This is a genomic window from Caulobacter sp. GW821-FHT09B08 (genome assembly GCF_059418225.1).
In genome coordinates, this window is sequence record NZ_JBWKPL010000001.1 from 665,009 (window position 1) to 688,494 (window position 23,486).

The window sequence follows — 23,486 nt, forward strand, 5'->3', positions numbered from 1 at the left end:
GGGGACCATGGCGGGGGAAGGGCTGGAAGGCCAGCCCCGGCGCCGCACCACGGTTTGGGGACACACGCATGCGTGTGTCCCCAGCCGCATCCGCCACCTAGCCCCCGAACCGCTCGAACGTCTCGACGATCACCTTGCGGGTCACGTCCCACTCCACCAGTTCCAACGCCTCGGCCAGGGAGACGAACCGCGCCTCGGCGGCGTCGTCGCCGGCCACCGGCTCGCCGGAAGTCCAGCGGGCGGCGTAGTCGATCATCACATAGTGCCGCGTCGTCTGGCCGGTCTCGCGCGAGGTGAACAGGCCGTCGACCACGTCGACCAGGCCCAGCAGCTGCGCCTCCACGCCGGTCTCCTCCAGAAGTTCGCGCAGGGCGGCGACCTGGGTGGTCTCGCCCCACTCCAGGCGGCCGCCCGGCAGGCTCCACTGGCCCAGCCTGGGCGGCGTGCCGCGCTTGATCAGCAGCACCTGGTCGCCGCGCAGGCAGACGACGCCGACGGTGGGGACGGGAGACTCGGGAGAAGCGGCGGAAACCATGGGCGCGTGGATAAGCCCCGCCGGGGCGGCGTCAAGCCGCCGGGCCGATGACGCTCAAGGAAACCCGGTCCGCAGGTCCAGGCTCGAACTCACCCCCACCTGGGTCAGGCAGTGGCTCAGCCAGTCGTCCGCCGCCTTGCGCCCGCGCTCGCGCAGGTCGGTCAGGAAGCTCCATTCGGTGTCGAACTTGCTGCCCAGCGACAGGTCGGCCAGGGCCTTGTCGGCGGTGATGGCGTGCATCAGCATCCGGCGGTAGCGGCCCCGGGCGTTGTCCTTCAGCAGGCCCTCGTCCAGCAGCTTCTGCACGAAACCGATGGCCCGCAGCTCGCTGGCCAGGGCCGCGTTGAAGGTGATCTCGTTCAGCCGGTCCATGATCTCGCCCGGCGTCTTGGGCGTCTCTTCGCGGACGAACGGGTTGAGGCTGACCAGCAGGATGTCGTCGGGGGTGTCGTCGTAGAACAGCGGCCATAGCGGCGGGTTGGCCAGGAAGCCGCCGTCCCAATAGGGCTCGCCGTCGATCTCCACCGCCTGAAACACCTGGGGCAGGCAGGCGCTGGCCATGATGTGGCGGGCGGTCAGCTCGGTCTCGCGGAACACCTTGGCCTTGCTGGTGCGCACCTGGGTGGCGGCGATGTAGAGCTTGATCGGCGAGCGCTCGCGCAGCGCCTTGAAGTCGATCTCGCCCTCCAGGGCGTCGTGCAGGGGGTTCAGGTTGAAGGGGTTGAACTCGTAGGGGCTCATCGACAGGGCGAAGGTCTCGGCCAGCCGCCAGCCGGGCGTGTTCTTCAGCCAGTCGGTCCCGCCGGAGAAGGCGCTGGTCCAGATCGAGGTGTCGCCGAAGACGTTGCGGCCGCCGTTGCGATTGACCTGCTTCCAGAAGCGCTCCAGCCGCGCCTTGGCCCCGTCGCGGCCGCCGTCGATCAGGCCCTGGGCCAGGCACACGGCGTTCATCGCCCCGGCCGAGGCGGCGGTCACCGCCGAGATCTCCAGGGCCTCTTCCTCGAGCAGGCGGTCCAGCACGCCCCACTCGAACGCCCCGTGCGAGCCGCCGCCCTGTAGGGCGAGAGCCAGGGGCTTGGGACCGGAAGGCTTCTTCTTGAACGGACCGATGGGCATGGCGTGACCTCGATCTGGGACGGGGACATGCCCTTGCGGCGTGTCCCCAAATCTTGGCGCGGCGCTAGCGGATGGGGACACGCCGCAAGGGCATGTCCCCGGCTACTGCGCCGTCCAGCCGCCGTCGATGCTGAAGGCCGAGCCGTTGGCCGAGGCGCCGGCGTCGGAGACCAGGTACAGCAGCATGCCGTTCAGCTGGTCGAAGGTGACGAACTGCTTGGTGGGCTGGCTGGCCAGGATGACGTCCTTCATCACCGCTTCCTCGGTGATGCCGCGCGCCTTGGCCTGGTCGGCGATCTGGGCCTCGACCAGCGGAGTCTTCACGAAGCCCGGGCAGATGGCGTTGCAGGTGATCCCCGACTGGGCGACCTCCAGAGCCACGGTCTTGGTCAGGCCCAGTATCCCGTGCTTGGCGGCGACATAGGCGGCCTTGAACGGCGAGGCGACCAGGCCGTGGGCGGACGCGATGTTGACGATCCGCCCGCGCCCCTGCTCCTTCATGATCGGCACCGCCGCCTTTGTGGCGTGGAAGGCCGAGCTGAGGTTGATGGCGATGATCAGGTCCCACTGGTCGGCGGGGAAGTCCTCGATCGGGGCCACGTGCTGGACGCCGGCGTTGTTGACCAGGATGTCCAGCTCGCCGAACTCAGCCTTGGCGGCGGCCACCATCTCGGCGATCTGGCCCGGCTTGGTCATGTCGGCGCCGTTATAGAGCACCTCGACCCCGTGCTTTTCGGCCAGCTCGGCGCGGGTCTTCTCGATGGCGTTCATCTCGCCCAGGCCGTTGAGGACGATATTGACGCCCTGGGCGGCCAAGGCGTCGGCCATGGCGTGACCGATGCCGCTGGTCGAGCCGGTCACGATCGCGACCTGACCCTGCAAACCGAAATCCACGGCCATCGGCATCTCCCTGCGCCTGGCGCCCATTCATGCTGCAACGCAGCATATAGCTCGCTGTTGCCCAAGTACACACCTGGGATGCGCGAGGGCTTATAAATTCACGAGTAGATGAATTCAGGGCTGGAGGCGAGCGAAAACCCAATCGGCCGGCGTGGAGAGGTCGGCGCGGTACTTGTAGCCGTCCAGATCGAAGGCCTTGAGGTCGGCGGCCTTGTCGATGCGATTGTCGATGGCGAAGCGGGCCATGCGGCCCCGGGCCTTCTTGGCGAAGAAGCCCAGCACCCGCAGCGTGTTGCCCTTCTCTTCCTTGAAGTGGCAGGTCACCACCGGCAGCTTCAGAGCCTTGGCGTCGACGGCCCCGAAATATTCCTGGCTGGCCAGGTTCACCAGGGTGGGATCGGCATGGTCCTTGGCCGTGGCGTTCAGGGTCTTGGAAATGGTCTCGCCCCAGAAGTCGTAGAGGTTGGAGCCCTTCTTGGTCTTCAGCCGCGTGCCCATCTCCAGGCGATAGGCCTGCAGGGCGTCCAGCGGCCGCAGCACGCCGTAGAGGCCCGACAGGATGCGCAGGTGGTCCTGGGCCCATTCCAGCGACGGGCGATCCAGCTCTCTCGCGTTGAGGCCGGCATAGACATCACCGTTGAAGGCGATCACGGCCTGGAGGCCTTCCTCGACGGCCGCGTCGAAGGTCTGGAAGCGCTCGCGGTTCAGCTCGGCCAGCTTCTCGGAGATGTGCATCAGCCGGCGCAGGTCGGCGACGGTCAGCTTGCGAGCGACCTTGGCCAGCTCGGCGATCTGCGGCTTCAGCTCGGGCGTGGTGAGGGGCAGCACCTGTTCGGGGGCGGTGAAGTCCAGCGACTTGGCGGGAGAGATGACCATCAGCATGGCCGTGCAGATAGAGGCTTCGAACGCCCACGGCTAGGGTTTGGCTGGACAATGCCTCCGCTCGCCGCGATGTTGCCCGCCCTTTCGACGGACCGCTGCCGATGCCCCAGACCCTGCCCACGATCCTGGGCCTCCTCGCCGCCCTCCTCTCGCCGCTAGTGATGTTCGTGGCCCTGTTCCTGGTGCTGCGCACCGAGGGACTGAAGTGGCGTATCGCCTGGGCCGTGCTGTGCTTCGTCGGGATCGGCGCGTTCTGGATGCGCGCCTCGGACGGCATGTGGGGCTTCGTGCCGAACGCGATCAACATCCTGGGAACCGGCCAGCAGGTCGGCTTCTACAAGGCCTCGATCCCGCTGGGGGCCCTGGCTTCGATGTTCATCTGCGTCAGCGTGCGCCGGGCGCGGCTACGGGCCCAGACCAAGAAGGACCAAGCTGGACAATAGACTTGAACCTCGCGAAGGTTGCATCGTCGCGGGGAGTTGAAGCGTTGCGTTGGAAATCGATCGTCGCCGCTGCGGCGCTGTTCGTAGCGGTCGGCAGCCTGGCCGCTTGCACCACCCTGAAGCCCGATCCGGCGCTCGATGCGGTCGCCACCCAGGCCTTCGAAGATCTGCGGCTGGGCCGTTTCGACGCGATGCGAACGCGGATGACGCCCGAGGCCAGGGCGGTAAGCACGAATGCGCAGTTGCAGCCCATTCGCGCCTATGCCCCGCCGGCCCCACCCCTGGAACGGCGCGCGGTCGGCTGGCAGGTCTTCATGCCGGTCAACGCCCCCGCCACGGCGGAACTGGCGTATGAGTTGCGCTACCCCGACCAGGGCATGCTCTACACGCTCGTTCTTAAGCGGCCCCAGGGCGGAGCCTGGACGATCCAGGCCTTCCACCTGAACAAGGCCAGCAACGCGGACCTCGCGCGCAACGCCCTTTTGAACGGCGGCAAGTCACCGCTGCAGTGGCTCTTCCTGGCCATGACCGTGCTGTCGCCGTTGCTGATGGTGTTCGCCTTCGTCGCCGTGCTGCGCGGCCCGAAACTGAAGCTCAAATGGCTGTGGGCGATCGCGGCGTTCGCGGGGATCGGCGCGGCCCAGATGAACTGGAGCACCGGTCAGTGGGGCTTCAACCTGCTGTCGATCCAACTGCTGGGCTTCGGCCTCACCAAGCAAGGCTTCCTGGGCTTCTATCCCTGGATGCTGAAATTCACCCCGCCGGTCGGCGCGCTCGCGGCGCTCTGGCGCGTGCGGCACGCCCGCCGAAGCCTCCCCAAATCCGACGCGGACGCGATCTCCGAGACCCTCGCCTAGAACAGCACGCGCGGGTTCATGATCCGCTTGGGGTCCAGGGCGGCGCGGATGGCGCGCAGGGCCTCGACCTCGACGGGGCTCTTGTAGCGCAGGGCCTCGACCGACTTCATCGCCCCCAGGCCGTGCTCGGCGCTGATCGAGCCGTCCATGCTCGCCACGATGTCGTGGACGATCCGCGCGCCCTCGTCGCGCAGGGCGTCGTGGGGTCCGTCCGAAGCCCCGTCGGCCCGCAGCACGTCGTAGTGCACGTTGCCGTCGCCCACATGGCCGAACGCCACCACCCGCACGCCGGGCGACAGGCGTTCGACCGCCGCCGTGGCCCGGTCGATGAAGTCGGCGATCTTCGACACCGGCACCGAGACGTCGTGCTTCCAGGCCGCGCCCTCGGGCTTCTGGCCGCCGGACTGGTTCTCGCGCACGGCCCAGAAGGCGTGGGCCTGGGTCTGCGACTGGGCGATGGCCGCGTCCTGGACGAGGCCGCTTTCCAGCGCCCCGGCCAGCAGCCGCTCCATGGCCGCCTCGGCCGCGCCGGGCTCGCCCGAGGCGGTCTCGATCAGCACGTACCAGGGATGGACGGCCTCCAGCGGCTCGCGCAGGCCGGGGATGTTCTTCAGCGCCAAGGCCACGCCCAGCCGACTCATCAGTTCGAAGGCCTCGACCGCCCCGCCGGACTCGTCCTTGGCCTTGGCCAGGAGGGCGATGGCCTGGTGCGGCGTCTGGACGGCGGCGATGGCCACGCAGCGCGAGGCCAGGATCGGATGCAGCTTCAGGCTGGCGGCCGTGACGATGCCCAGCGTGCCCTCGGCCCCGATCAGCAGGTGCTTGAGGTCATAGCCGGTGTTGTCCTTGCGCAGGCGCTTCAGGCCGTTCCAGACCTCGCCGTTGGGCAGCACCGCCTCGATGCCGAGGATCTGCTCGCGCATCACGCCATAGCGCAGCACCGCCGTGCCGCCGGCGTTGGTCGAGGCCAGGCCGCCGATGGTGCAAGACCCCTCGGACGCCAAGCTCAGCGGGAAGCGGCGGTTGACCGACGCGGCCACCTCGTGGGCCTTGGCCAGGGTGACGCCGGCTTCCAGCACCATGACGTCGTCGAAGGCGTCGACGTCGCGCACGGCCGTCAGCTTCTCGGTGGACAGCAGGATCTCGCCCTGCGGGATCTGGCCGGCGACGAGGCCGGTATTGCCGCCCTGGGGTGTGATGGCCACGCCCTCGGCGGCGCAGATGCCCACCACCGCCGCGACCTCGGCTGTCGTGCGCGGCAGGGCCAGCAGTGGCGTCTGGCCCGACCATCGCCCGCGCCACTCTTTCAGCTTGGGCGCCAGGCGGTCAGGATCCTGGCTCCACCCGCCCTCGCCGAGCACGGCCTTGAGGCGGGAGACGACATCGGCTGGGACGGGCTTGGTCATGGGGTGGAGGATACGCTTCCGAGGCCGGGCCTGTCAGTATATACTCCGATATATACGGAGGCGCCGATGGGCATCCTGATCAAGAACCCCGAGGCCGAGCGCGCGGTGCGCGAACTGGCCGAACTGACCGGCGAGAGCCTGACCACCGCCATCGAGATCGCGGTGAAGGAACGGCTCGAGGCCAAGCGGGCGGCAACGCCGAAACACAAGCCTCGGAGCGTCGCGGAGATGGACGCGATCACCTGGAAGTACCTGACGCCGGAAGCCCGCGCCGGTCGGATTCCGCCGATCACCAAGGCCGACTACGACGCGCTCAACACCATCCCCGGCGTGGACGACGAATGAAGCTTGTGGTCGACACCTCGGCCCTGGTCGCCATCGCCCTGCGCGAACCGGACCGAGGCCCCTTGATCGAGGCCTTGGAAGCCGCCGACGAAATCGTGATCGCGCCCATCAACTACGTCGAGACCGGCGTGGTGTTGACCACGCACGGACTATTCAGTTCGCGCGAGGAAATCGGCGCCTGGCTGGCCGACTATCGCGTCCAGGTCGCGCGCGAGCCAGCGACCCACGCCGCAGCCCTGGACGCCTATCTGCGGTTCGGCAAGGGCCGCCACCCGGCTCGCCTGAACCTGGCCGACTGCTTCGCCTACGCCTTGGCCAAGTCGCTTGACGCGCCCCTGCTCTACAAGGGCGACGACTTCCCGCTGACCGACGTGCGCTCGGCGCTGGACGCCTAGCCGCCTGCCGGATCCGGCAGGCCCCGCACGTCGCGCCAATATTCCTCGCGGACGTCGTCGTCGATCACCGGGGGATCGCCCGCGCCCTTGTAGAGGCGGTCGTCGCCGCCCTTGCGGGCCTTGGCGATCCAGAAGACCTGGCCGGTCTGAGCGTCGCGGAAGTTGGCCTTCAGGCCCGAATTACGCAGGGCCTCGAACGTGCGGCCCGCGTAGTAGAGGGTCTCGCCGGTCTTGGAGAGCCGGACGCGCCCGATCCGGGCCGGGCCGTTCAGCCCCTTGGACTTGTCCTCGACGTACATGATGCGGAATTTCATCGGGCCTTATCCCACGAACCCGGCCGCCCGTCTCAGTCGGTCGTTGATCGCCTCGCCCAGGCCCTCGTCGGGGATGGGGGCGACGGCGATGCCGGCGGGCTTAGTGCGGTCGGCGGCACGGAGATAGGCGAAGAGGTTCGCGGCGGCTTCGGCGAGGTCGCCGTTGGGGCTGAGGTTGAACACGCCCTCCCCATCCGGCCACGGCCCGAAGGCCAGGAAGGCCTCGCCCTCGCGCGGCGTCTCGGCCTCGATCCGCACCGGCGCGTCGGGGGCGTAGTGCAGGGCCAGACGCCCGGGCGAGCGTTTGGCGTCGTTGTCGGCCTCTGCGAGCGGACCGACCACGGCTTCAAGCTGGGCGCGGGTCACCGCGCCGGGGCGCAGCAGGCGGACGGGGCCGTCGAGCACGGCGACGACGGTGCTTTCCAGGCCGACCTCGCAAGGGCCGCCGTCCAGGGCGGCGGCGGTCTTGTCGCCGGTCTCGGCGAAGGCGTCTTCGAAGGTGGTGGGGCTGGGCCGGCCCGAGCGGTTGGCCGAGGGGGCCACCACCGGCCCGCCGAACGCCGCCAGCACCGCCCGCGACAGCGGATGGCCGGGCACGCGGATGGCCACGGTGTCCAGGCCCGCGCGGGCTAGGTCGCAGACGGCGGCCGTGTCGCGGACCGGGGCGACGATGGTCAGCGGACCGGGCCAGAAGGCTTTCGCCAGGGCCAGGGCGCGATCGTCGAAGGCGGCGATGCGGGCGGCGGCTTCCGCGTCGTGGACGTGGGCGATCAGCGGGTTGAAGCGCGGTCGGCCCTTGGCCTCGAAGATCGCGGCGACGGCGGCGGGGTTCGAGGCGTCGGCGCCCAGACCGTAGACGGTCTCGGTGGGCAGCAGCACGAGCCCCCCGTCGCGGAGGGCGCGCGCGGCGGCCGCTACTTCTTCTTGGCCGTGATGGCGAAGCTGACCTTCACCTTGCCGCCGATCTGATCCGTAGACGCCCATTCGCCCTGTCCAACCCCGAACGCCGTCCGGTCCAGGGTGGTTACACCGCGCGCCGTGGCCGTGTCGCCGTCGATCTTCAGGCTGAAGGGCAGGCTGAGCGGCTTCTTGACGCCGCGCAGGTCCAGGGTGCCGTCGGCGACGAACTTGCCCTCGCCGGTCTTGCGGAACTTGCTGGCCGTGAAGGTGGCCTTGGGGTGGTTGGCGGTGTCGAAGAAGTCGCCGCTGGGCAGGCTCGAATCGCGCTGGTCGTCGCCGGTGGCGGCCGAGGCCATGTCGATGCTGACGGTCAGCTTGGAGCGGTCCAGCGCTTCGGGCGAGAACAGGATGTCGGCCGTCCAGCGCTTGAACTGGCCCTCGATGGCGCCTCCGCCCCAGCTGGCCGAGAAGCCCAGGGTCGAGCTCTTGGCCACGGTCCAGGCGACGGGGTCCTTGAGGGCGGTGTCGGGCTCGGCGGGCGCGGCGGTCTCGGGCGAAGCCGCTGGCGCCGAAGGCGCGGCCTCGGCTTCCGGCGGTTGTTTCTGCACGAACTGCGGCTGCCCCCTCCATTGGACGTCCACCGCCGGCGCGGTGTGCTTCACCGCCGGCTTGTAGAGATAGCCCGCCGCGATCACGGCGATCAGGCCGGCGGCGGCCAGCCAGGCGCGCGGCTCCTTGAAGCCCGGCCGGGCGCCCGGCGCCATGTGGCCCAGCACTTCGTCGCGGTCGAGGATCTGGTGCTTGGCCACCGCGCCCAGGTGCAGGAGGAGCAGCAGGTAGGTCAACTTGACCAGCACCCCGTGGCCCACCTCGCCCACCTCGTGCCAGACGTGCTTGGGACCGGCCGCCAGTTCCGGCAGGCCCGGAATGTGCGGCCAGGGAATGGCCCCGTAGAGGATGGTCGGGATGCCCAGCTTGCTGGTCGAGACCATGATCCAGCCGGTCACCGGCAGGCCGATCATGATCACGTAGAAGGCCACGTGGACGATCTTGGAAGCGATCGTCTCCCAGCGCGGCTGGGCGGCCGGATGCGGCGGCGGCGGGTTGAACAGCCGCCAGGCCAGGCGTCCGACGCTGAGCAGCAGGATGGTGATGCCGATGGACTTGTGCAGCTGGACCAGGGCGTAGGTCGCCGCGCCCTTGGGCCCGTCGCCCATCCGCCAGCCCAGGATGATCTGGAAGATGATGGCGGCGGCGATCAGCCAGTGCAGGATGATCGCCACCGTCGTGTAGCGGGTACGACCCGCCGCCGAGGCGGTCGCGGTGGAGGTCTCGGCGGTCATGGTCGTCCTCGTCTCAACTTGGGTCTCGGTTCAGGCCGAGACGCTTACTTCTTGGGCCAAATCTTACTTTTTCGGATTGAACTCGGCTTCGATCAGCAGGTCCACGTCGTCGCTGACCATCGGCACCAGGTGGGTGAAGCCGAAGTCCGAGCGCTTGATCTTGCCGGTGGCCGAGAAGCCCATGATCTGCGAGCCGAACGGGGTCTTGGCGTAGCCGTTGTACTTGACGTCCAGGGTGACCGGCTTGGTCACGCCGCGGAAGGTCAGGTCGCCGGTCAGCTTGCCCGGCTCGACCTTGGTCGAGACGAAGGTGATCTTCGGAAACTGGGTCGCGTTGAAGAACTTCGGATCCGTGCCGATTTCCTTGTTGAAGTCCGGCAGGCCGGTGTCGACCGAGGCGGCGTCGATGGTGATCGACACCTTGCTGTCCAGCGGCTTGGCCGGGTCGTAGGCGTAGGAGCCGTCGATGGCGCCTTGGGCGAAGCGGAAGGTGTAGTGCGACGTGCCGAAGTGCGTGACCTTCATGGTCAGGCTGGCGTGGCGCTTGTCCAGCGTCCAGGTCCCGGCGGGGGCGGCGGCCGGATCGGTGGCGACCTGGGCGGCGGCCACGGCCGGCAGGACGGCGAGCGGCGCGGACAGAAGAGCGCCGGCCAGGAGGGCGCCCTTAAACAGAGAGGGGGCGATACGGCGGTTCATGTGGGTCAGTCTCCAGAACTGTAATAGCAGTTGTTGCTGAACCCCCAACTTAGGAAGCTTGGCCCGAGGATGAAGGGACCGCGCTTCACGAAGCCGTGATCGCTTCCCCTTTTCACGCTGCGCCGCAACATCTAAACGGAGTTCACTTACCCCCGCTGCCAGATCGGACCCGTCCCATGACCTTCCGCGCGCCCGTCCGCGACCTTGCCTTCGCCCTCAAGCACGTGGCCGGCTTCGATCGCCTGGCCGCCGCCTTCCCCGAGGCCGACGCCGATACGGTCGAGGCCGTCCTGGAGGCGGCCGGGGTGTTCGCCAGCGAGGTGCTGGCCCCGATCAACCGCGCAGGCGACCTGGTCGGCGCCAAGCTGGAGAACGGGGTGGTGCGCAGCGCCCCCGGCTTCGCCGACGCCTACAAGCAGTTCGCGGAGGGCGGCTGGACCAGTCTGGCGGCCGCGCCCGAGCACGGCGGCCAGGGCCTGCCCAAGACCCTGGAGATCGCGGTGCTGGAAATGGTCCAGGCCGCCAACATGGCCTTCGGCCTCTGCCCCATGCTGAGCCTGGGGGCCATCGAGGCGCTGGACCATCACGGCACCGAGCGCCAGAAGGCCCTCTACCTGCCCAAGCTGGTCTCGGGCGAGTGGACCGGCACCATGAACCTGACCGAGCCCCAGGCCGGCTCGGACCTGGGCGCCCTGACGACGATGGCCACGCCCGACGGCGCCGGCGGCTACACGATCAGCGGCCAGAAGATCTTCATCACCTGGGGCGACCACGACGCGGCCGACAACATCGTCCACCTGGTGCTGGCCCGAACCCCCGACGCCCCGCCCGGCGTGAAGGGCATCTCGCTGTTCCTGGCCCCCAAGGTGATGGTCGACGACGCCGGCGCCCTGGGCGTGGCCAACGACCTGCGGGTGGGCGGGCTGGAGCACAAGCTGGGCATCCACGGCTCGCCCACCTGCGTGATGCTGTACGAGGGCGCCAAGGCCGAACTGGTCGGCCAGCTGGGCTCGGGCCTGGCCCACATGTTCACGATGATGAACGCCGCGCGCCTGCAGGTGGGGGCGCAAGGCACCGCGATCGCCGAACGGGCCTACCAGCAGGCCCTGAACTTCTCGCTGGAGCGCACCCAAGGGCGTTCGGCCTGGACCGGCGCCCATCCCTCGCGGCTCTACGACCATCCGGATATCCGCAAGACCCTGGTGCTGATGAAGGCCAAGATCGAGGCGGCGCGGGGCATCTGCCTGTCCACCGCCGTGGCCGCAGACCTCTCGACCCACGCCGCGACGGAGGAAGAGCGCAAGACCGCCAAGCTGCGCGAGGAGCTGCTGACGCCCATCGCCAAGGCCTGGTCCACCGACATCGGCGTCGAGGTGGCCTCGCAGGGCGTGCAGATCCACGGCGGCATGGGCTTCATCGAGGAGACCGGCGCGGCCCAGCACTATCGCGACGCCCGCATCACCCCGATCTACGAAGGCGCCAACGGCATCCAGGCCATCGACCTGATCGGCCGCAAGCTGGGACTCTCCGAGGGCCAGGCCGTCGCCGACCTGATGGACGACATGCGCGACACCCAGGAGGCGCTGGAAGCGGCCGGCGGCGAGCTGGGCGGCTACGCCCTGCGCTTCAAGGCGGCCCTGGACGCGGTGGGCTCGGCGACGGCATGGCTGATCGAGCGCCGGGCGCGGGCCATGCCGGACGCCCTCTCGGGCGCCACGGCCTATCTGAAGCTGCTGGGCGACACCGTGGGCGGCTGGATGCTGGCCAAGGGGGCGCTGGCCGAGCCGGTCGGACTGCGCCTGGCCCTGGCGCGGGTCTATGGCGAGAACGTGCTGGCCACCGTGCCGGGGCAGGTCGCGGCGGTGGCCGGCGGGTCGGCGGATCTGGAAGGGGTGACGGCGGAGATGCTCGGGGCGCACTGACTTGCCCCCACCTGGCGGCTTCGCCGCCTGTCCGCCCCCGTAGGGGGCGGAGGACGGAAGCTCGACGCGGCGCGCCTCTTCCCCCTATGGGGGAAGACGACCGCGAAGCGGTCCGTAGGGGGCAAGTGTTCGCCGCAACTAAAAAGGGCGGCTCCTTTCGGAGCCGCCCTTCTCATTTTCCGCGTGGGAAAACCCTACAGCTGACCCAGCAGGTAGTCCGCCGACGAGACCTTGAATTCACCGGCCTCTTCCACGTTCAGCGACTGCACCACGCCGTCCTTGGCGATCAGCGAGTAACGCTGCGAACGCAGGCCCATGCCGAACTTGGAGCCGTCGAAGTCCAGGCCGATGGCCTTGGTGAAGTCGCCGTTGCCGTCGGCCAGCAGCAGCACCTCGTCGGTGATGCCCTGGTCGGCGCCCCAGGCCTTCATCACGAAGAGGTCGTTGACCGACACGCAAGCGATCGTGTCGACGCCCTTGGCCTTCAGGTCGGCCGCGTGATCCTTGAAGCCCGGCAGGTGCTTGGCCGAGCAGGTGGGGGTGAAGGCGCCCGGGACCGCGAACAGGGCGACGGTCTTGCCCTTGAACAGATCGTCGGTCGTGACCGGGGCGGGGCCCTCGGCGGTGCTGGTCATGAAAGTGGCCGAAGGAAGCGTGTCGCCAACCTTGATCGCCATGTGCGGTTTCCTGTTCGTTTCTGATCGCTGAAGCGCCGATTGCAGATAAAGCCGCCCGGGCGGATCGCCAAGGGCAGGTTGGACTTGAAACCGACGCGATCCGATCCGATCCTCAATCCATGGACTCTTCACGCACGGATCACGGAGCCAGGGACCAAGCGGGCTTTCTCGCCGGACAGATGCTGGTGGCCATGCCCGGCATCGAGGATCCGCGCTTCGAGCGCGCCGTGCTCTATCTGTGCGCCCACGACGCCGAGCAGGCCATGGGCTTGGCCGTCAACCGGCCGGTCGAAGGCCTGACCCTGTTCGAACTGCTGGGCAATCTGGGCGTCGCCCCCGAGATCGAGGCCAGCAGCGACCTGGTGATGCTGGGCGGACCGGTCGAGCGCGAGCGGGGCTTCGTGCTGCACACCGACGACTATGTCTCGCCCGACTCCACCGTGCCGGTCGCTGACGGCCTGGCCCTGACCGTCACCCGCGACGCCCTGGACGCCCTGGGCAGCAAGATCCGCCGCCCGCGTCACGCGATCCTGGCCCTGGGCTATTCCGGCTGGGGCCCCGGCCAGCTGGAGCAGGAGCTGCGCGACAATGTCTGGCTGATCTGCGAGGCCGACGAGGCCCTGCTGTTCGGCGACGACCACGACAACAAGTGGACCATGGCCCTGGCCAAGATCGGCGTCACCGCCGACCACCTGTCGACCCAGGCCGGTAGGGCCTGAGGCGGGCTATCGGCGTTTCCATTTATATGCCGTCATTCCCGCCCTTGTGGCGGGAACCCCTGGTTCAGCTCGCAAGTGAGGCGCCTTGGCGCGCTGGCGCGCCACCCATTCGCACCTGCGGCGGATAAAGGGGTTCCCGCCACAAGGGCGGGAATGACGGCTGGAGAGGGGACTGGGTCGATTGTCCAGGCTCTAGGGTCTCCAACCGAGTTTTCTCTCCGCCGAACTCCCGAGACGATAATGGCGTCTTCGTCCCCGCCCGCGCCGGAAACGACAGAGGCAAAACCCCGCAGTCCACCCGATAAGGCCGCCCCGCGCCGCCGACTATAGTCGAGCACGGTCCCGGGACGTTCGGGCGGGACCGGGGATCGCGCCATGACGCACCTGCGTCTGACCTCGCCGTCGAACGACAACTGGACGCAACAGGCCGCCGCCGCGACGTGGGCCCAGAACCGCTACGCCCCCCTGCCGCCCCGGCGGCGCGGCGGCGGCGGGCTGCTGATGGGACTGCTGGTCATGCCGCTGGCGGTGGGCGGGCTGTGGCTGCTGCTGGGGACGCCCGACCTGTCCGAGCCCGTGTCCCGGCCGCTGGTGTTCCAGGTCCCCGATCCGCCGCAGGCCGCGCCCGCCGCGCCGCGAGGCCTGAAGATCGTGCTGAACCGCGATGTCCGCCCGGGCGCGCGTCCGGAGACCTGGGGCGCCCTGCCCTCGGCCCTCGATGCGCCGGTCGCCGCCACGCCCCTGGCCGACATCGTCCCGGCCGACCAGACCGCCGAATGCGAGGCCGCCACCCTCACCGCCCAGATGACCTGCGTCGACCCCACCCTGCGCGAGGCCGAGCGGCGGATGACCCTGGCCTATGACGCGGTGCTGGCCGCCGGCGTCGTCCCCGCCGACCTGGGCCGCTCCCAGGCCCGCTGGCTGGCCACGCGCGACGAGGCCGCCCGCTCCTCGCCCGAGGACCTGCTGGCGGCCTATCAGCTACGGGAAGAGCAGCTGCGCAACTTCGCCCTGGCGCTGATGCGCAAGGCCGGGTCGGTGGGGCTCGAAAAGGCCAACGCCACGCCCCCAACGTCCGTCATCCTCGGACTTGTTCCGAGGACCCCTATGTCAGCCGCGAAGGCGGAAGATCGGGAAGCCGCGACCTAGGCGGACAAACGGGAAAGGACAGCACGGCGGAACGAGGGATCCTCGGAACAAGTCCGAGGATGACGGGGGTGAAATCAGCCCCGGGCCTTCACCGGCGCGGCGCCGTCCACATAGGCCTCGTTCAGATAGACCTCGGCCTCCTGCGGCGACAGGGCCGGCGCGTAGCCGAAGCCCTGGCCGTAGTCGCAGCCCAGCGACTGCAGGGCGCGGGCCATCTCGGCGTTCTCCACGCCCTCGGCCACCACTTCCAGGTCCAGATCCTGACCCAGCTTCACCACCGAGCGGACGATCTTGGCCGAGCCGGCGTTGCTGCCCATGGTCCGCACGAAGTAGCGGTCGATCTTCAGCGTGTCGAACGGCAGGCGGGTCAGGTACGACAGCGACGAGAAGCCGGTGCCGAAGTCGTCCAGCGCCAGGCCGGCGCCGGCCTCGCGCAGGGTCTTGAGGATCACCGCGGCCCGCTCGGGATCGCGCATGATGTCGCTTTCGGTGACTTCCAGCTTCAGGGCGCCGCGCGGCAGGTCGTGCTCCTTGAGCACCTGGCGCACGTCGTGAACCAGGCCGGGGCGGTCGATCTCGCCGGTCGACAGGTTGACGCTGACGGTCAGGGCGCCGACGGCCGGGTGGCTCTTGCGCCAGGCCGCCAGCTGGCGGGCCGAGGTGCGCATCATGTGCTCGCCCAGCTCGCTCATCAGGCCCATCTCCTCCACCAGCGGGAGGAACTCGTCGGGCGGCAGCATGCCGCGACGCGGATGGATCCAGCGGGCCAGGGCCTCGAAGCCCGACAGGGCGCCGGTCGACAGCCGCACCACGGGCTGGAAATAGGGTTTGATCTCGCCCCGGGCGATGGCGCCGCGCAGGTCGGCCTCCAGGGCCAGGCGCGACAGGCCGTCGGTCTCCATCGAGCGGCCGTAGGCGGCGGCCCCGCCGCGACCGGCCGAGCCGGCGGCCTCGACGGCCAGTTCGGCGCGGCGCAGCAGCTCGGCGGCCTCGGGCGCGTCCTCGCCGCCCTCGGCCGAAACGGCGCCGATCGACAGGGTGGGGTGGATGTCGAAGCCGGCCACCCGCAGGGGCTGCTCCAGGGCGTTGCGCAGCAGTTCAGCGGGCTCGAAGCCGGCCGGGTCGCACAGCACCGCGAACTCGTCCTCGCCGATCCGGCCCAGCAGGGCGTCGGACGGGAAGGCGGCGGCCAGGCGCGAACCCAGGGCGGCCAGCACCAGGTCGGCGCGCTCGTGGCCCAGGGCCTCGTTCAGGCGGCGCAGGCGGTCGAGGTCGGCCACGACCAGCTCGTGCATGCCCGGCTTGGCCAGGCGCTCGCGGGCCTGGGCGATGAAGCTTCTGCGGTCCAGCAGGCCGGTCAGGCCGTCGCGCTCGGAGGCGGCGAACTTGACCTCGGGGGCGGCGACGCCTGCGGCGCGCACGCCGTCCTCCAGCCACACGCCGCGCCAGATGCAGGTCTCGCTGCCGCGCATGCGGATGCGCGCGACGATCTCGCTGCCCGGTTCACGAACCTTGAGGATGTCCTCGGCCTGGGCGCGGTCCTGCGGCAGGGTCAGGGCGCGGAAGGCGGCGGACGAGCAGTCCGGGGCCAGCGGCCCCAAGCCTAAAGCACGAGCAGCGCCGTTGACGCGCAGGCGGTCGGCCTCGGGCTCCCAGAGCCACAGGGCGACCTCGGCGGCGCCCAAGGCCTCCAGCGTGGCCGTGGCGTCCCATACGCGTCGCTGACTGATCTTAAACGACATGCCCTGATCCCAACGCCCGAAAGCGCCCCGCCAGGACTCGCGCACTAACTGGGCGCGATCATCCCGAACAGACGATGATCTCGCCATTCGCCGTTAATTTTCAGATAAGCGGGCGCATATCCCTCTTCCCGGAAGCCCGATTTCAGCAAAACGGCGGCCGAGGGACCGTTTTCCGGCATGCAGGCGGCTTCCAGGCGATGCAGGCCCAGCTCGCCGAACGCGAAGTCGACCGCGGCCCGCACCCCGTCCTGCATATAGCCCTGGCGGGCGTGGGGCTGGCCGATCCAGTAGCCGATCACCGCCGTCTGGGAGACCCCCCGCCGGATGTGGAACAGCCGCACCCCGCCGATCAGCGTCCCATCGTCGCGGCGGAACATCAGGAACGGAAAGGCCTCGCCCAGCTCCATCTCGCGGGCATAGGCGTTCAGCCGCGCGCGGAAGGCCGTCCGCGTCAGGTCGTCCTCGGGCCAGGTGGGCTCCCAGGGCCGCAGGAAATCGGCCGACTGGGCGCGCAGCTCGGCCCAGGGCTTGAAGTCGTGCAGCCGGGGCAGGCGCAGGAAGACCTTGCCGTGCTCGATACGCGGGCCGGGATCGGTCTGGAAAAGGCGTAGAAAAGCGGACAAGCAAGCACCCTGGAAGAGGCCGCACCTTTGTGCGTCACGCGGCTCTAGGCAAGGGGCTTGCCGCCCTTCGCCTATTTCACGCGCTCATAGGCGAACTGGCCCGAGCCCGGCAGGTCCTTTCCCCAGTGCGGGACGACGGCCATGATGGTGGCCGGGGTCGGATAGGCCGTGACCTTGAGGCTATCGTCGGGATTCTTGCTGGCGGCGGATCCTTCCAGCGCCAGGTCGAACTTCACCGACCCATCGGGCTGGGCCTCCCAGTGACCGACCCAGATGAACTTGGGATCGTCCGAGCCCCTGACCCTGCCGTCGGAAGTGAAGGTCAGGGTGAACTTGCGGTTCTTCTGCTGCAGCCACTTGCCCACGATCCGGCTCGCGGCGGCGACCTCGGCCTTGGTCTTGACCACCTTCACGATCGGCTTGGGCTTGATCACCTTGACGACCGGGCGCTGACCCGCGGGCCGGGGCGCCGGCTTGTAGGTGGAGGTGATGGTCGCCGGCGCGTCGGGCGTGGTCACGGCCGGCGGCGGGGTCACGGGCGTCACGGGGACCTCGGCCGCCGGAGGCGTTTCGACCGGAGCCGGGGTCGGCGCGGGGGCGGGCGTCGCCGGAGCAGGCGTCTCGGCCACGGGCGGCGGCGGCTTGGGCTCGTCTTTCTTGTTGCAGGCGGCCAGGGCCAGCACGGCCAGACTGGCCGCGATCCATCTCGCGGTCATGGGGTTACCTCCTTGGACAGGAGGCCGCCCCCAACGGCCTTGCGAGTGTATTGAGACTGGAAAGGCGCGCGATCACAAGGAAAGATTGCAGGGCGCAATCTTTTGGCGACTAGCCGACCGGCGAAGAAATTTCCCGAAACCCTGTCGATTTCCCGCAAGCTCGTTCGTCGTCCCGATGAGACGCCAACAAGGGCCGGCTCTAGCCAAGGAGACTGACGATGCGAGTCATGGTGTTCATGAAGACCGCCGAGGAACCGGACATGACCGCGCCCCCCACGCCCGAGGTGCTGGAGGCGTTCGCGGCGATGGACCGGTTCACCGAGGAACTGGTCGCGGCCGGGGTGCAGATCGCCGCCGCCGGCCTCAAGCCGGGCGCCGACTCCAAGCGGATCGTCTTCGACGGCGCCGACCGCACGGTCATCGACGGACCGTTCGCCGAGGCCCGCGAGCTGGTGGTCGGCTTCGCGATCTGGGAGGTCAAGGACATGGACGAGGCCGTGGCCTGGGCCAAGCGCAGTCCTTCGGCGGGCCATGGCGAGGTCGAGATCCGGCCGTTCTACGAGGCGGCGGACCTGGCCGACTTCATGCCGCCCGAGGAGCTGACCGCCCCCCGCGAGGGCGAGCGCGGCAGGCTGGGCGTCGCCTGAAGCCGCATGACGGCGGACCGGACGCACCAGGCGATCGAGGCGACCTTCCGCATCGAGCGCGCCAGGCTCATCGCGGGCCTGGCGCGGCGAACGCGCAGCGTCGACCTGGCCGAGGAGCTGGCCCAGGACGCCCTGGTGACGGCCCTGGCCGAATGGCCCCGCACCGGTGTCCCGGCCAATCCGGGCGCCTGGCTGATGGCCGTCGCCAAGCGCCGGGCCATCGACGCGCTGCGTCGCGACAAGATGCGCGAGCGCAAGCATGGAGAGATCGCGCGGACGCTGGACGAGGCGTCGGACGAGGCGGTCCAGGCGATCGAGGCGGCCATGGACGACGACCTGGGCGACGACCTGCTGGGCCTGATCTTCACCGCCTGCCATCCCATGCTGTCGCCCGACGCCCGCGCGGCCCTGACCCTGCGGGTGGTGGGCGGCCTGACCACCGACGAGATCGCCCGCGCCTTCCTGGCCGGCGAGACGGCCGTCGCCCAGCGCATCGGCCGGGCCAAGAAGGCCATCGCCAAGGCCGGCCTGACCTTCGAGCCGCCGCGCGGCGCCGAGCGGATCGCGCGGCTGCCGTCGGTGCTGGAGGTGGTCTATCTGATCTTCAACGAGGGCTACGCGGCCACGGCGGGCGACGACCTGACGCGGCCGGACCTGTGCCTGGAGGCTCGGCGGCTGGGCCGCATGCTGGCCGGGTTGATGCCTGGAGATGCTCCGGAGACCACTGAAGTTCTGGGTCTCGTGGCCCTGATGGAAATCCAGGCCTCGCGCCTGGCCGCCCGCATCGGGCCGGACGGCGCCGTCGTGCCGCTGCTCGAGCAGGATCGCGGGCGCTGGGACCAACTGTTGATCCGCCGGGGCCTGGACGCCCTGGCCCGCGCCGAGGCCCTGGGCGGCGACGGTCCCTATGTGCTGCAGGCCGCCTTGGCCGCCTGCCACGCCCGCGCGCGCCGGGCCGAAGACACCGACTGGCCGCGCATCGCGGGCCTCTACGACCGGCTGCGTGTCGTCACCCCCTCCCCCGTGATCGATCTCAATCGCGCCATCGCCCACGGCATGGCCTTCGGTCCCGAGGCCGGCCTGGCGCGGGTGGACGAGATCGCCGAGGCCGCCCTGAGCGGCTACGCGCCCCTGCCGGCGGCGCGGGGCGACCTGCTGTTCCGGATCGGCCGCCTGGCCGAGGCCCGCGCGGCCTTCGAGACGGCGGCCGGGCTGACGCGCAACGCGCGCGAGCGGGACTTCCTGTTGGCGCGCGCCAAGGCGTGCGGCGGCGAGCCCTAGCCCAGCGCCTTGCCGAAGGTCTCGCCCGCCTTCAGCGCGGCCTTGGCGCCGAGAACGGCGGTGGCGGCCTTGCCAGGGCCCAGGATCAGACGGCCCAGGCGCTGGAGGTCGTCGACGCTGACGGCGTCCACCGCCTCGGCCAGTTCGGCGGGGGTGTAGAGGCGGTCGAACATCAGGGCCTGGCCGGCGGCCTGTTCGGCGCGCGACAAGGGCTGCTCGCGGGCCATGAACATGTGGGCCTTCAGCTGGGCCTTGGCGCGGGCCAGTTCGGCGTCGTCGATCCGCTGGGCCAGGAGGGCGATCTGCTCGGCGCAGACCTTGGCGGTCTCGGCCGCGTCCCCCGCCGCGCAGCCGGCATAGACCCCCAGGGCCCCGGCGTCGCTGTAGGTGTCGGAATAGGCGTCGATATTGTAGGCCAGACCGCGCTTCTCGCGGGCCTCCTGGAACAGGCGCGACGACATCCCCCCGCCCAGGGCCTCGGCGAAGATGCGCAGGGCGAAATAGTCGTCCTCGCGGGCGCTGACGGCCGGCAGCATGAACACCAGGTGGGCCTGCTCCAGCTTGCGGGCCTGGCTCCTGTGCCCGCCCACGAAGCCGGCGGGATCGGAGGCCGGGGCGCCGTGCGCCGCGGGCATGGAGCCGAATTCGCGGCGGGCCAGGTCCAGCACCTCGTCCAGCTCGACCGCGCCGCTGGCGGCGACGATCAGGCGGTCGGCGGCGTAGAGCTGGCCGCGCCAGTGGGCCAGGCCCTCGGGCGTGGCGGCGTTGACGCTGTCGACCGTGCCCAGGATCGGCCGGGCCAGCGGATGGTCGCCCCAGGCGGCGGCCTGGACCAGGTCGAAGACGTAGTCGTCGGGCGCGTCGGCGGCCTCGGCGATCTCCTGGGCGACGACCTGCTTTTCCTTGGCCAGGTCGGCGGCGTCGAGGGTGGGCCGCAGCAGGAGGTCGGAGATCACGCTCATGCCCAGGGGAAGACCGCCCTTCAGCGCGCGGACCTGGAAGCTGGTGCGCTCGTAGCCGGTGGCGGCGTTGACCTGGCCGCCTTCGGCCTCGATCACCTCGACGATGTCGCGCGAGGAGCGGCTCCCCGCCCCCTTGAACACCATGTGCTCCAAGAGGTGCGACCAGCCCGACCGCGCCGGATCCTCGTAGGCCGCGCCGCGCCCGGCGACGACGGAGAGCGCGATGGTCTCCAGGCCCGGCATCGGGTCATGGACGACGCGAACGCCGTTTTCGAGGGTGTGGAGAGTGGTGGAGGTGTTCATCTGCCCACGCACATAGCGGGGCGGGGGCCGCGGCGCCAGTGCGGCGGATCGCCGGCCGGGGACATGCCCTCGCGGCGTGTCCCCATGATCGGTCACCGAGGTTCTCGTCCTGGAACTTCCAGGATGCGGTGGGGACACGCCGCAAGGGCATGTCCCCGGCTCTGATCAGCCCGCCGCGAACACCCGCACGAAGGCCTTCACCGTCTCCGCATCTGCCGGGAGGCGGTCGAACTTTTCCGGCTTCTTGGAGAGGTCCGGCGTGGCGCGGGGCGTGGCCGGGGTGACGCCGGCGGCGGCCGCGACGGCCTCGGGGAACTTGGCCGGGTGGGCGGTCGACAGCACCACCACCGGCGTCGCAGGATCGGCCAGGCGCAGGGTCGTGGCGGCGGCGACGCCCACGGCGGTGTGGGGGTCGATGACCTCGCCGGTCTCGTTCAGGGTGGAGAGGATGGTCTTGGCGGTGTCGGCCTCGCTGACCGACGCGCCCTGGAAGAGCTCGCGCATCTTGGCGTGGGCGCTGGGCGGGATGTCCAGCAGGCCCGTGCCGGCGAAGGCGCGGAACGCCCGGCCGGTCTCGACGCCGTCGCGGCCCACGGCCTCGAAGTAAAGCCGCTCGAAGTTGGAGGCCACCTGGATGTCCATGGCCGGGCTCTGGGTGGCGGCCACCGCGCCGCGCGAATAGCGGCCGTCCTCGAAGGCGCGGGCCAGGATGTCGTTGGAGTTGGTGGCGGCGATCACGCGGGCGATCGGCAGGCCCATGCGGCCGGCCACATAGGCGGCGTAGGCGTCGCCGAAATTGCCCGTCGGCACCACGAAGGCCACCTTGCGGGCCGGGGCGCCCAGGGCGACGGCGGCGGTGAAGAAATAGACGCTCTGGGCGGCGATCCGCGCCCAGTTGATCGAGTTGACGCCCGACAGGTCGACCGCGTGACGGAACTGGTCGTCCGAGAAGGCCTGCTTGACGATGGCCTGGCAGTCGTCGAACGAGCCCTGGATCGAGACGCAGGCGACGTTCTTGTCGGTGGCCGTGGTCATGAACCGGCGCTGGACCTCGCTGATCCGGCCTTCGGGGAAGAGGGCCACGATGCGGGCGTTGGAGCGGCCGCGGAAGGCCTCGACGGCCGCGCCGCCGGTGTCGCCCGAGGTGGCGCAGATGATGGTCATGGTCCGCGACTGGCGCGACAGCACGTAGTCGTAGAGCCGGCCCAGGAGCTGCATCGCAACATCCTTGAACGCCAGGGTCGGGCCGTGGAACAGCTCCAGCAGGTAGCGGCCGGACGCCAGCTGCTTCAGCGGCACGACGGCGGCGTGGGTGAAGCTGGCATAGGCCTCGTCGCACATCTCGCGCAGGTCGTCGGCCGGCAGGTCGTCGCCGACGAACTTGCCGATCACCGCGGCGGCGACCTCGGCGTAGGGCTTGCCGGCGAAGGCGGCGATCTCTTCGGGCGTGAAGGTGGGCCAACGCTCGGGCACGTAGAGGCCGCCGTCGGGGGCCAGGCCCGCCAGCACCGCTTCCAGGAAACCGATCGAAGGGGCCTCGCCCCGCGTGGACACGTACCGCATCAGGATCTCATCTTCCGCCAGAGCATGGCGGCATAGATAAACAGCAGGGTCACGGCAAGACCGAACCACGTCAGAGCGTATTCCAGGTGCCGATTGGAAATTTCTGCCGGTAGGGGCGCGGGGGTGACGCCGGCGACCTTGGGCGAGACCTGCTCGGCCATCAGCACGTAGAGCGCGGGCTTGTCGCCCATGGCGGTTTCGATGATGTGCTTGCGCTCGTCGCCGCCCAGTTGCCGGTAGTTGGCCAGCACGCCGACCACGTGGGCGGGCATGGGGCTGTCGAAGACGGGCGGGGTCGGCTGGCCTGTCAGGGCGTCGACCACGCCCAGGTCCACCAGGATGGTGTCGTTCGGCGCGCCCGCGATCTGGCAGACCGCCTGGGCGCGCCAGACGATGTCGCCCTCGCGCACGCCATAGACCAGCGGAACCAGCCCCGAGGGCGGTGGCGGCGCGGGCCGGCAATCGGTCTCGACCCGGGTCCAGGATACGTCCTGCCCCTTGGCGGCGGCGGCCAGGACCGGGCCCAGCGGCACGGGCGGAGCGACCTTCAGCTTGTCGAGCCGCGCCAGCAGGTCTTCCTTCCAGTGCAGGCGCTGGACCTGCCAGGTCCCCAGGCCGCAGAGGATGGCGAAGGCGATCAGCGCAGCGATCGTCAGGCCGAAGGGAAAGCCGGCTTTCTTCGGAGCGTCAGACATCGCGGCGGCCGGCCTCGGAGGCGTTGTTGGCGATGTGGGCGGCGACCATCAGGCCCTTGGCTGGCCGCATCAGGCCCAGGCTCGCCGCCAGGGTGACCGGCAGCCAGACCAGCAGCAGCAGCCACACCGGCCAGCCCCAGGCGAACATCGAGAACAGCGCCCCGAAGGCGCACAGGAAGCCGGCGATCAGGATCACGAAGGTCGAGGCGCCGTCGCCCGTCTCGTGGGCGCCCAGGTCGAAGCCGCAGGCCTCGCAGGTCTTGGAAACCTTCAAGAACCCGTCGAACAGCATCCCCTCGCCGCAGTGCGGGCAATGACCGGTCGCGCCGGCGAGATAGGGATTCACTTGGCTCAT

The 23,486-nt window shown here is 69.9% G+C and carries 26 protein-coding genes; 9 read left to right on the forward strand and 17 right to left on the reverse strand.

Features of this window, described 5'->3' with window-relative positions:
- Positions 1-97 precede the first annotated feature (97 nt).
- The 4 genes from AC07OA_RS03175 to yaaA form a co-directional block, all read right to left on the reverse strand.
- Positions 98-535, reverse strand: a complete 438-nt coding sequence (locus AC07OA_RS03175; RefSeq protein ID WP_494662304.1) for an NUDIX hydrolase — start codon at positions 533-535, stop codon at positions 98-100.
- 54 nt (positions 536-589) lie between these two features.
- Positions 590-1,651 (reverse strand): patatin-like phospholipase family protein, encoded by a 1,062-nt coding sequence (locus AC07OA_RS03180; protein WP_494662305.1) that lies wholly within the window; start codon positions 1,649-1,651, stop codon positions 590-592.
- Between the two features lie 102 nt (positions 1,652-1,753).
- Positions 1,754-2,551: a 3-hydroxybutyrate dehydrogenase gene (locus AC07OA_RS03185; RefSeq protein ID WP_494662306.1), complete on the reverse strand. Its 798-nt coding sequence runs from the start codon at positions 2,549-2,551 to the stop codon at positions 1,754-1,756.
- Positions 2,552-2,665: 114 nt separating this feature from the next.
- Positions 2,666-3,433, reverse strand: coding sequence for a peroxide stress protein YaaA (gene yaaA, locus AC07OA_RS03190; protein WP_494662307.1), 768 nt, complete (start codon positions 3,431-3,433; stop codon positions 2,666-2,668).
- 101 nt (positions 3,434-3,534) lie between these two features.
- On the opposite strand from yaaA, the gene AC07OA_RS03195 reads away from it, so the two are divergent.
- Positions 3,535-3,876 carry a hypothetical protein gene (locus AC07OA_RS03195; protein WP_494662308.1) on the forward strand — a complete coding sequence of 114 codons (342 nt, stop codon included), beginning with the start codon at positions 3,535-3,537 and terminating at the stop codon, positions 3,874-3,876.
- A 2-nt stretch (positions 3,877-3,878) separates the two neighbouring features.
- On the forward strand, positions 3,879-4,733 hold the full coding sequence (locus AC07OA_RS03200) for a hypothetical protein (protein ID WP_494662309.1): 855 nt from the start codon (positions 3,879-3,881) through the stop codon (positions 4,731-4,733).
- On the opposite strand, the gene AC07OA_RS03205 is transcribed toward AC07OA_RS03200, so the two are convergent.
- The gene (locus tag AC07OA_RS03205; protein WP_494662310.1) at positions 4,730-6,139 is read right to left on the reverse strand and encodes an FAD-binding oxidoreductase; all 1,410 of its coding nucleotides are present in this window, start codon (positions 6,137-6,139) and stop codon (positions 4,730-4,732) included. The genes AC07OA_RS03200 and AC07OA_RS03205 overlap by 4 nt on opposite strands.
- A 66-nt stretch (positions 6,140-6,205) precedes the next feature.
- Between AC07OA_RS03205 and AC07OA_RS03210 the strand changes: the two genes are divergently transcribed.
- Both AC07OA_RS03210 and AC07OA_RS03215 read left to right on the forward strand, forming a co-directional pair.
- A complete protein-coding gene (locus tag AC07OA_RS03210; protein ID WP_494662311.1) occupies positions 6,206-6,484 on the forward strand; it encodes a type II toxin-antitoxin system VapB family antitoxin in 279 nt (92 codons plus the stop codon).
- Entirely contained in the window at positions 6,481-6,879 is a 399-nt protein-coding gene (locus AC07OA_RS03215) for a type II toxin-antitoxin system VapC family toxin (RefSeq protein ID WP_494662312.1), read from the forward strand. Before AC07OA_RS03210 ends, AC07OA_RS03215 begins: the two co-directional genes overlap by 4 nt.
- On the opposite strand, the gene AC07OA_RS03220 is transcribed toward AC07OA_RS03215, so the two are convergent.
- The 4 genes from AC07OA_RS03220 to AC07OA_RS03235 form a co-directional block, all read right to left on the reverse strand.
- Positions 6,876-7,193 carry a 1-deoxy-D-xylulose-5-phosphate synthase gene (locus AC07OA_RS03220; RefSeq protein ID WP_494662313.1) on the reverse strand — a complete coding sequence of 106 codons (318 nt, stop codon included), beginning with the start codon at positions 7,191-7,193 and terminating at the stop codon, positions 6,876-6,878. The two genes, AC07OA_RS03215 and AC07OA_RS03220, sit on opposite strands and share 4 nt — an antisense overlap.
- 6 nt (positions 7,194-7,199) lie before the next feature.
- Positions 7,200-8,177: an L-threonylcarbamoyladenylate synthase gene (locus AC07OA_RS03225; protein ID WP_494662314.1), complete on the reverse strand. Its 978-nt coding sequence runs from the start codon at positions 8,175-8,177 to the stop codon at positions 7,200-7,202.
- Entirely contained in the window at positions 8,108-9,436 is a 1,329-nt protein-coding gene (locus AC07OA_RS03230; protein WP_494662315.1) for a YceI family protein, read from the reverse strand. The genes AC07OA_RS03225 and AC07OA_RS03230 overlap by 70 nt, the downstream gene beginning before the upstream one ends.
- A 63-nt stretch (positions 9,437-9,499) precedes the next feature.
- Positions 9,500-10,132: a YceI family protein gene (locus tag AC07OA_RS03235; protein ID WP_494662316.1), complete on the reverse strand. Its 633-nt coding sequence runs from the start codon at positions 10,130-10,132 to the stop codon at positions 9,500-9,502.
- Positions 10,133-10,308: 176 nt separating this feature from the next.
- Here AC07OA_RS03235 and AC07OA_RS03240 point away from each other — a divergent pair, with 176 nt between their 5' ends.
- Positions 10,309-12,054 carry an acyl-CoA dehydrogenase gene (locus AC07OA_RS03240; protein ID WP_494662317.1) on the forward strand — a complete coding sequence of 582 codons (1,746 nt, stop codon included), beginning with the start codon at positions 10,309-10,311 and terminating at the stop codon, positions 12,052-12,054.
- Positions 12,055-12,248: 194 nt separating this feature from the next.
- Here AC07OA_RS03240 and AC07OA_RS03245 read toward each other — a convergent pair whose 3' ends face one another.
- On the reverse strand, positions 12,249-12,731 hold the full coding sequence (locus AC07OA_RS03245; protein ID WP_494662318.1) for a peroxiredoxin: 483 nt from the start codon (positions 12,729-12,731) through the stop codon (positions 12,249-12,251).
- A 119-nt stretch (positions 12,732-12,850) separates the two neighbouring features.
- On the opposite strand from AC07OA_RS03245, the gene AC07OA_RS03250 reads away from it, so the two are divergent.
- Together AC07OA_RS03250 and AC07OA_RS03255 are read left to right on the forward strand one after the other, a co-directional pair.
- Entirely contained in the window at positions 12,851-13,450 is a 600-nt protein-coding gene (locus AC07OA_RS03250; RefSeq protein WP_494662319.1) for a YqgE/AlgH family protein, read from the forward strand.
- Between the two features lie 375 nt (positions 13,451-13,825).
- Positions 13,826-14,599 carry a lysozyme inhibitor LprI family protein gene (locus AC07OA_RS03255; protein ID WP_494662320.1) on the forward strand — a complete coding sequence of 258 codons (774 nt, stop codon included), beginning with the start codon at positions 13,826-13,828 and terminating at the stop codon, positions 14,597-14,599.
- A 74-nt stretch (positions 14,600-14,673) separates the two neighbouring features.
- Here the strand turns inward: AC07OA_RS03255 and AC07OA_RS03260 are convergent, their stop codons facing one another.
- From AC07OA_RS03260 to AC07OA_RS03270, 3 genes are all read right to left on the reverse strand, one after another.
- A complete protein-coding gene (locus AC07OA_RS03260) occupies positions 14,674-16,341 on the reverse strand; it encodes a putative bifunctional diguanylate cyclase/phosphodiesterase (RefSeq protein WP_494662321.1) in 1,668 nt (555 codons plus the stop codon).
- Between the two features lie 44 nt (positions 16,342-16,385).
- Entirely contained in the window at positions 16,386-16,964 is a 579-nt protein-coding gene (locus AC07OA_RS03265) for a GNAT family N-acetyltransferase (protein ID WP_494662322.1), read from the reverse strand.
- Between the two features lie 71 nt (positions 16,965-17,035).
- Positions 17,036-17,680: a hypothetical protein gene (locus AC07OA_RS03270; protein WP_494662323.1), complete on the reverse strand. Its 645-nt coding sequence runs from the start codon at positions 17,678-17,680 to the stop codon at positions 17,036-17,038.
- A gap of 218 nt (positions 17,681-17,898) precedes the next feature.
- On the opposite strand from AC07OA_RS03270, the gene AC07OA_RS03275 reads away from it, so the two are divergent.
- Both AC07OA_RS03275 and AC07OA_RS03280 read left to right on the forward strand, forming a co-directional pair.
- Positions 17,899-18,327: a YciI family protein gene (locus AC07OA_RS03275; protein ID WP_494662324.1), complete on the forward strand. Its 429-nt coding sequence runs from the start codon at positions 17,899-17,901 to the stop codon at positions 18,325-18,327.
- Between the two features lie 6 nt (positions 18,328-18,333).
- Positions 18,334-19,608, forward strand: a complete 1,275-nt coding sequence (locus AC07OA_RS03280; RefSeq protein ID WP_494662325.1) for an RNA polymerase sigma factor — start codon at positions 18,334-18,336, stop codon at positions 19,606-19,608.
- Here AC07OA_RS03280 and AC07OA_RS03285 read toward each other — a convergent pair.
- The 4 genes from AC07OA_RS03285 to AC07OA_RS03300 form a co-directional block, all read right to left on the reverse strand.
- Positions 19,605-20,873 (reverse strand): M16 family metallopeptidase, encoded by a 1,269-nt coding sequence (locus AC07OA_RS03285; RefSeq protein ID WP_494662326.1) that lies wholly within the window; start codon positions 20,871-20,873, stop codon positions 19,605-19,607. The genes AC07OA_RS03280 and AC07OA_RS03285 overlap by 4 nt on opposite strands.
- A gap of 165 nt (positions 20,874-21,038) precedes the next feature.
- On the reverse strand, positions 21,039-22,436 hold the full coding sequence (thrC, locus tag AC07OA_RS03290) for a threonine synthase (protein WP_494662327.1): 1,398 nt from the start codon (positions 22,434-22,436) through the stop codon (positions 21,039-21,041).
- A complete protein-coding gene (locus tag AC07OA_RS03295) occupies positions 22,436-23,131 on the reverse strand; it encodes an SURF1 family protein (RefSeq protein WP_494662328.1) in 696 nt (231 codons plus the stop codon). The genes thrC and AC07OA_RS03295 overlap by 1 nt, the downstream gene beginning before the upstream one ends.
- Positions 23,124-23,486, reverse strand: a complete 363-nt coding sequence (locus tag AC07OA_RS03300; protein WP_494662329.1) for a DUF983 domain-containing protein — start codon at positions 23,484-23,486, stop codon at positions 23,124-23,126. Before AC07OA_RS03300 ends, AC07OA_RS03295 begins: the two co-directional genes overlap by 8 nt.

Coding starts and splice junctions, on each gene's coding strand:
- AC07OA_RS03220 (WP_494662313.1), bottom strand. CDS start 7,193: ATGAAATTCCGCATCATGTACGTCGAGGACAAGTCCAAGGGGCTGAAC.
- AC07OA_RS03180 (WP_494662305.1), bottom strand. CDS start 1,651: ATGCCCATCGGTCCGTTCAAGAAGAAGCCTTCCGGTCCCAAGCCCCTG.
- AC07OA_RS03245 (WP_494662318.1), bottom strand. CDS start 12,731: ATGGCGATCAAGGTTGGCGACACGCTTCCTTCGGCCACTTTCATGACC.
- thrC (WP_494662327.1), bottom strand. CDS start 22,436: ATGCGGTACGTGTCCACGCGGGGCGAGGCCCCTTCGATCGGTTTCCTG.
- AC07OA_RS03230 (WP_494662315.1), bottom strand. CDS start 9,436: ATGACCGCCGAGACCTCCACCGCGACCGCCTCGGCGGCGGGTCGTACC.
- AC07OA_RS03175 (WP_494662304.1), bottom strand. CDS start 535: ATGGTTTCCGCCGCTTCTCCCGAGTCTCCCGTCCCCACCGTCGGCGTC.
- AC07OA_RS03240 (WP_494662317.1), top strand. CDS start 10,309: ATGACCTTCCGCGCGCCCGTCCGCGACCTTGCCTTCGCCCTCAAGCAC.
- AC07OA_RS03225 (WP_494662314.1), bottom strand. CDS start 8,177: ATGGGCGTCTACGGATCAGATCGGCGGCAAGGTGAAGGTCAGCTTCGC.
- AC07OA_RS03295 (WP_494662328.1), bottom strand. CDS start 23,131: ATGTCTGACGCTCCGAAGAAAGCCGGCTTTCCCTTCGGCCTGACGATC.
- AC07OA_RS03195 (WP_494662308.1), top strand. CDS start 3,535: ATGCCCCAGACCCTGCCCACGATCCTGGGCCTCCTCGCCGCCCTCCTC.
- AC07OA_RS03280 (WP_494662325.1), top strand. CDS start 18,334: ATGACGGCGGACCGGACGCACCAGGCGATCGAGGCGACCTTCCGCATC.
- AC07OA_RS03270 (WP_494662323.1), bottom strand. CDS start 17,680: ATGACCGCGAGATGGATCGCGGCCAGTCTGGCCGTGCTGGCCCTGGCC.
- AC07OA_RS03215 (WP_494662312.1), top strand. CDS start 6,481: ATGAAGCTTGTGGTCGACACCTCGGCCCTGGTCGCCATCGCCCTGCGC.
- AC07OA_RS03275 (WP_494662324.1), top strand. CDS start 17,899: ATGCGAGTCATGGTGTTCATGAAGACCGCCGAGGAACCGGACATGACC.
- AC07OA_RS03185 (WP_494662306.1), bottom strand. CDS start 2,551: ATGGCCGTGGATTTCGGTTTGCAGGGTCAGGTCGCGATCGTGACCGGC.
- AC07OA_RS03210 (WP_494662311.1), top strand. CDS start 6,206: ATGGGCATCCTGATCAAGAACCCCGAGGCCGAGCGCGCGGTGCGCGAA.
- AC07OA_RS03260 (WP_494662321.1), bottom strand. CDS start 16,341: ATGTCGTTTAAGATCAGTCAGCGACGCGTATGGGACGCCACGGCCACG.
- AC07OA_RS03285 (WP_494662326.1), bottom strand. CDS start 20,873: ATGAACACCTCCACCACTCTCCACACCCTCGAAAACGGCGTTCGCGTC.
- yaaA (WP_494662307.1), bottom strand. CDS start 3,433: ATGCTGATGGTCATCTCTCCCGCCAAGTCGCTGGACTTCACCGCCCCC.
- AC07OA_RS03205 (WP_494662310.1), bottom strand. CDS start 6,139: ATGACCAAGCCCGTCCCAGCCGATGTCGTCTCCCGCCTCAAGGCCGTG.
- AC07OA_RS03300 (WP_494662329.1), bottom strand. CDS start 23,486: ATGAGCCAAGTGAATCCCTATCTCGCCGGCGCGACCGGTCATTGCCCG.
- AC07OA_RS03250 (WP_494662319.1), top strand. CDS start 12,851: ATGGACTCTTCACGCACGGATCACGGAGCCAGGGACCAAGCGGGCTTT.
- AC07OA_RS03255 (WP_494662320.1), top strand. CDS start 13,826: ATGACGCACCTGCGTCTGACCTCGCCGTCGAACGACAACTGGACGCAA.
- AC07OA_RS03235 (WP_494662316.1), bottom strand. CDS start 10,132: ATGAACCGCCGTATCGCCCCCTCTCTGTTTAAGGGCGCCCTCCTGGCC.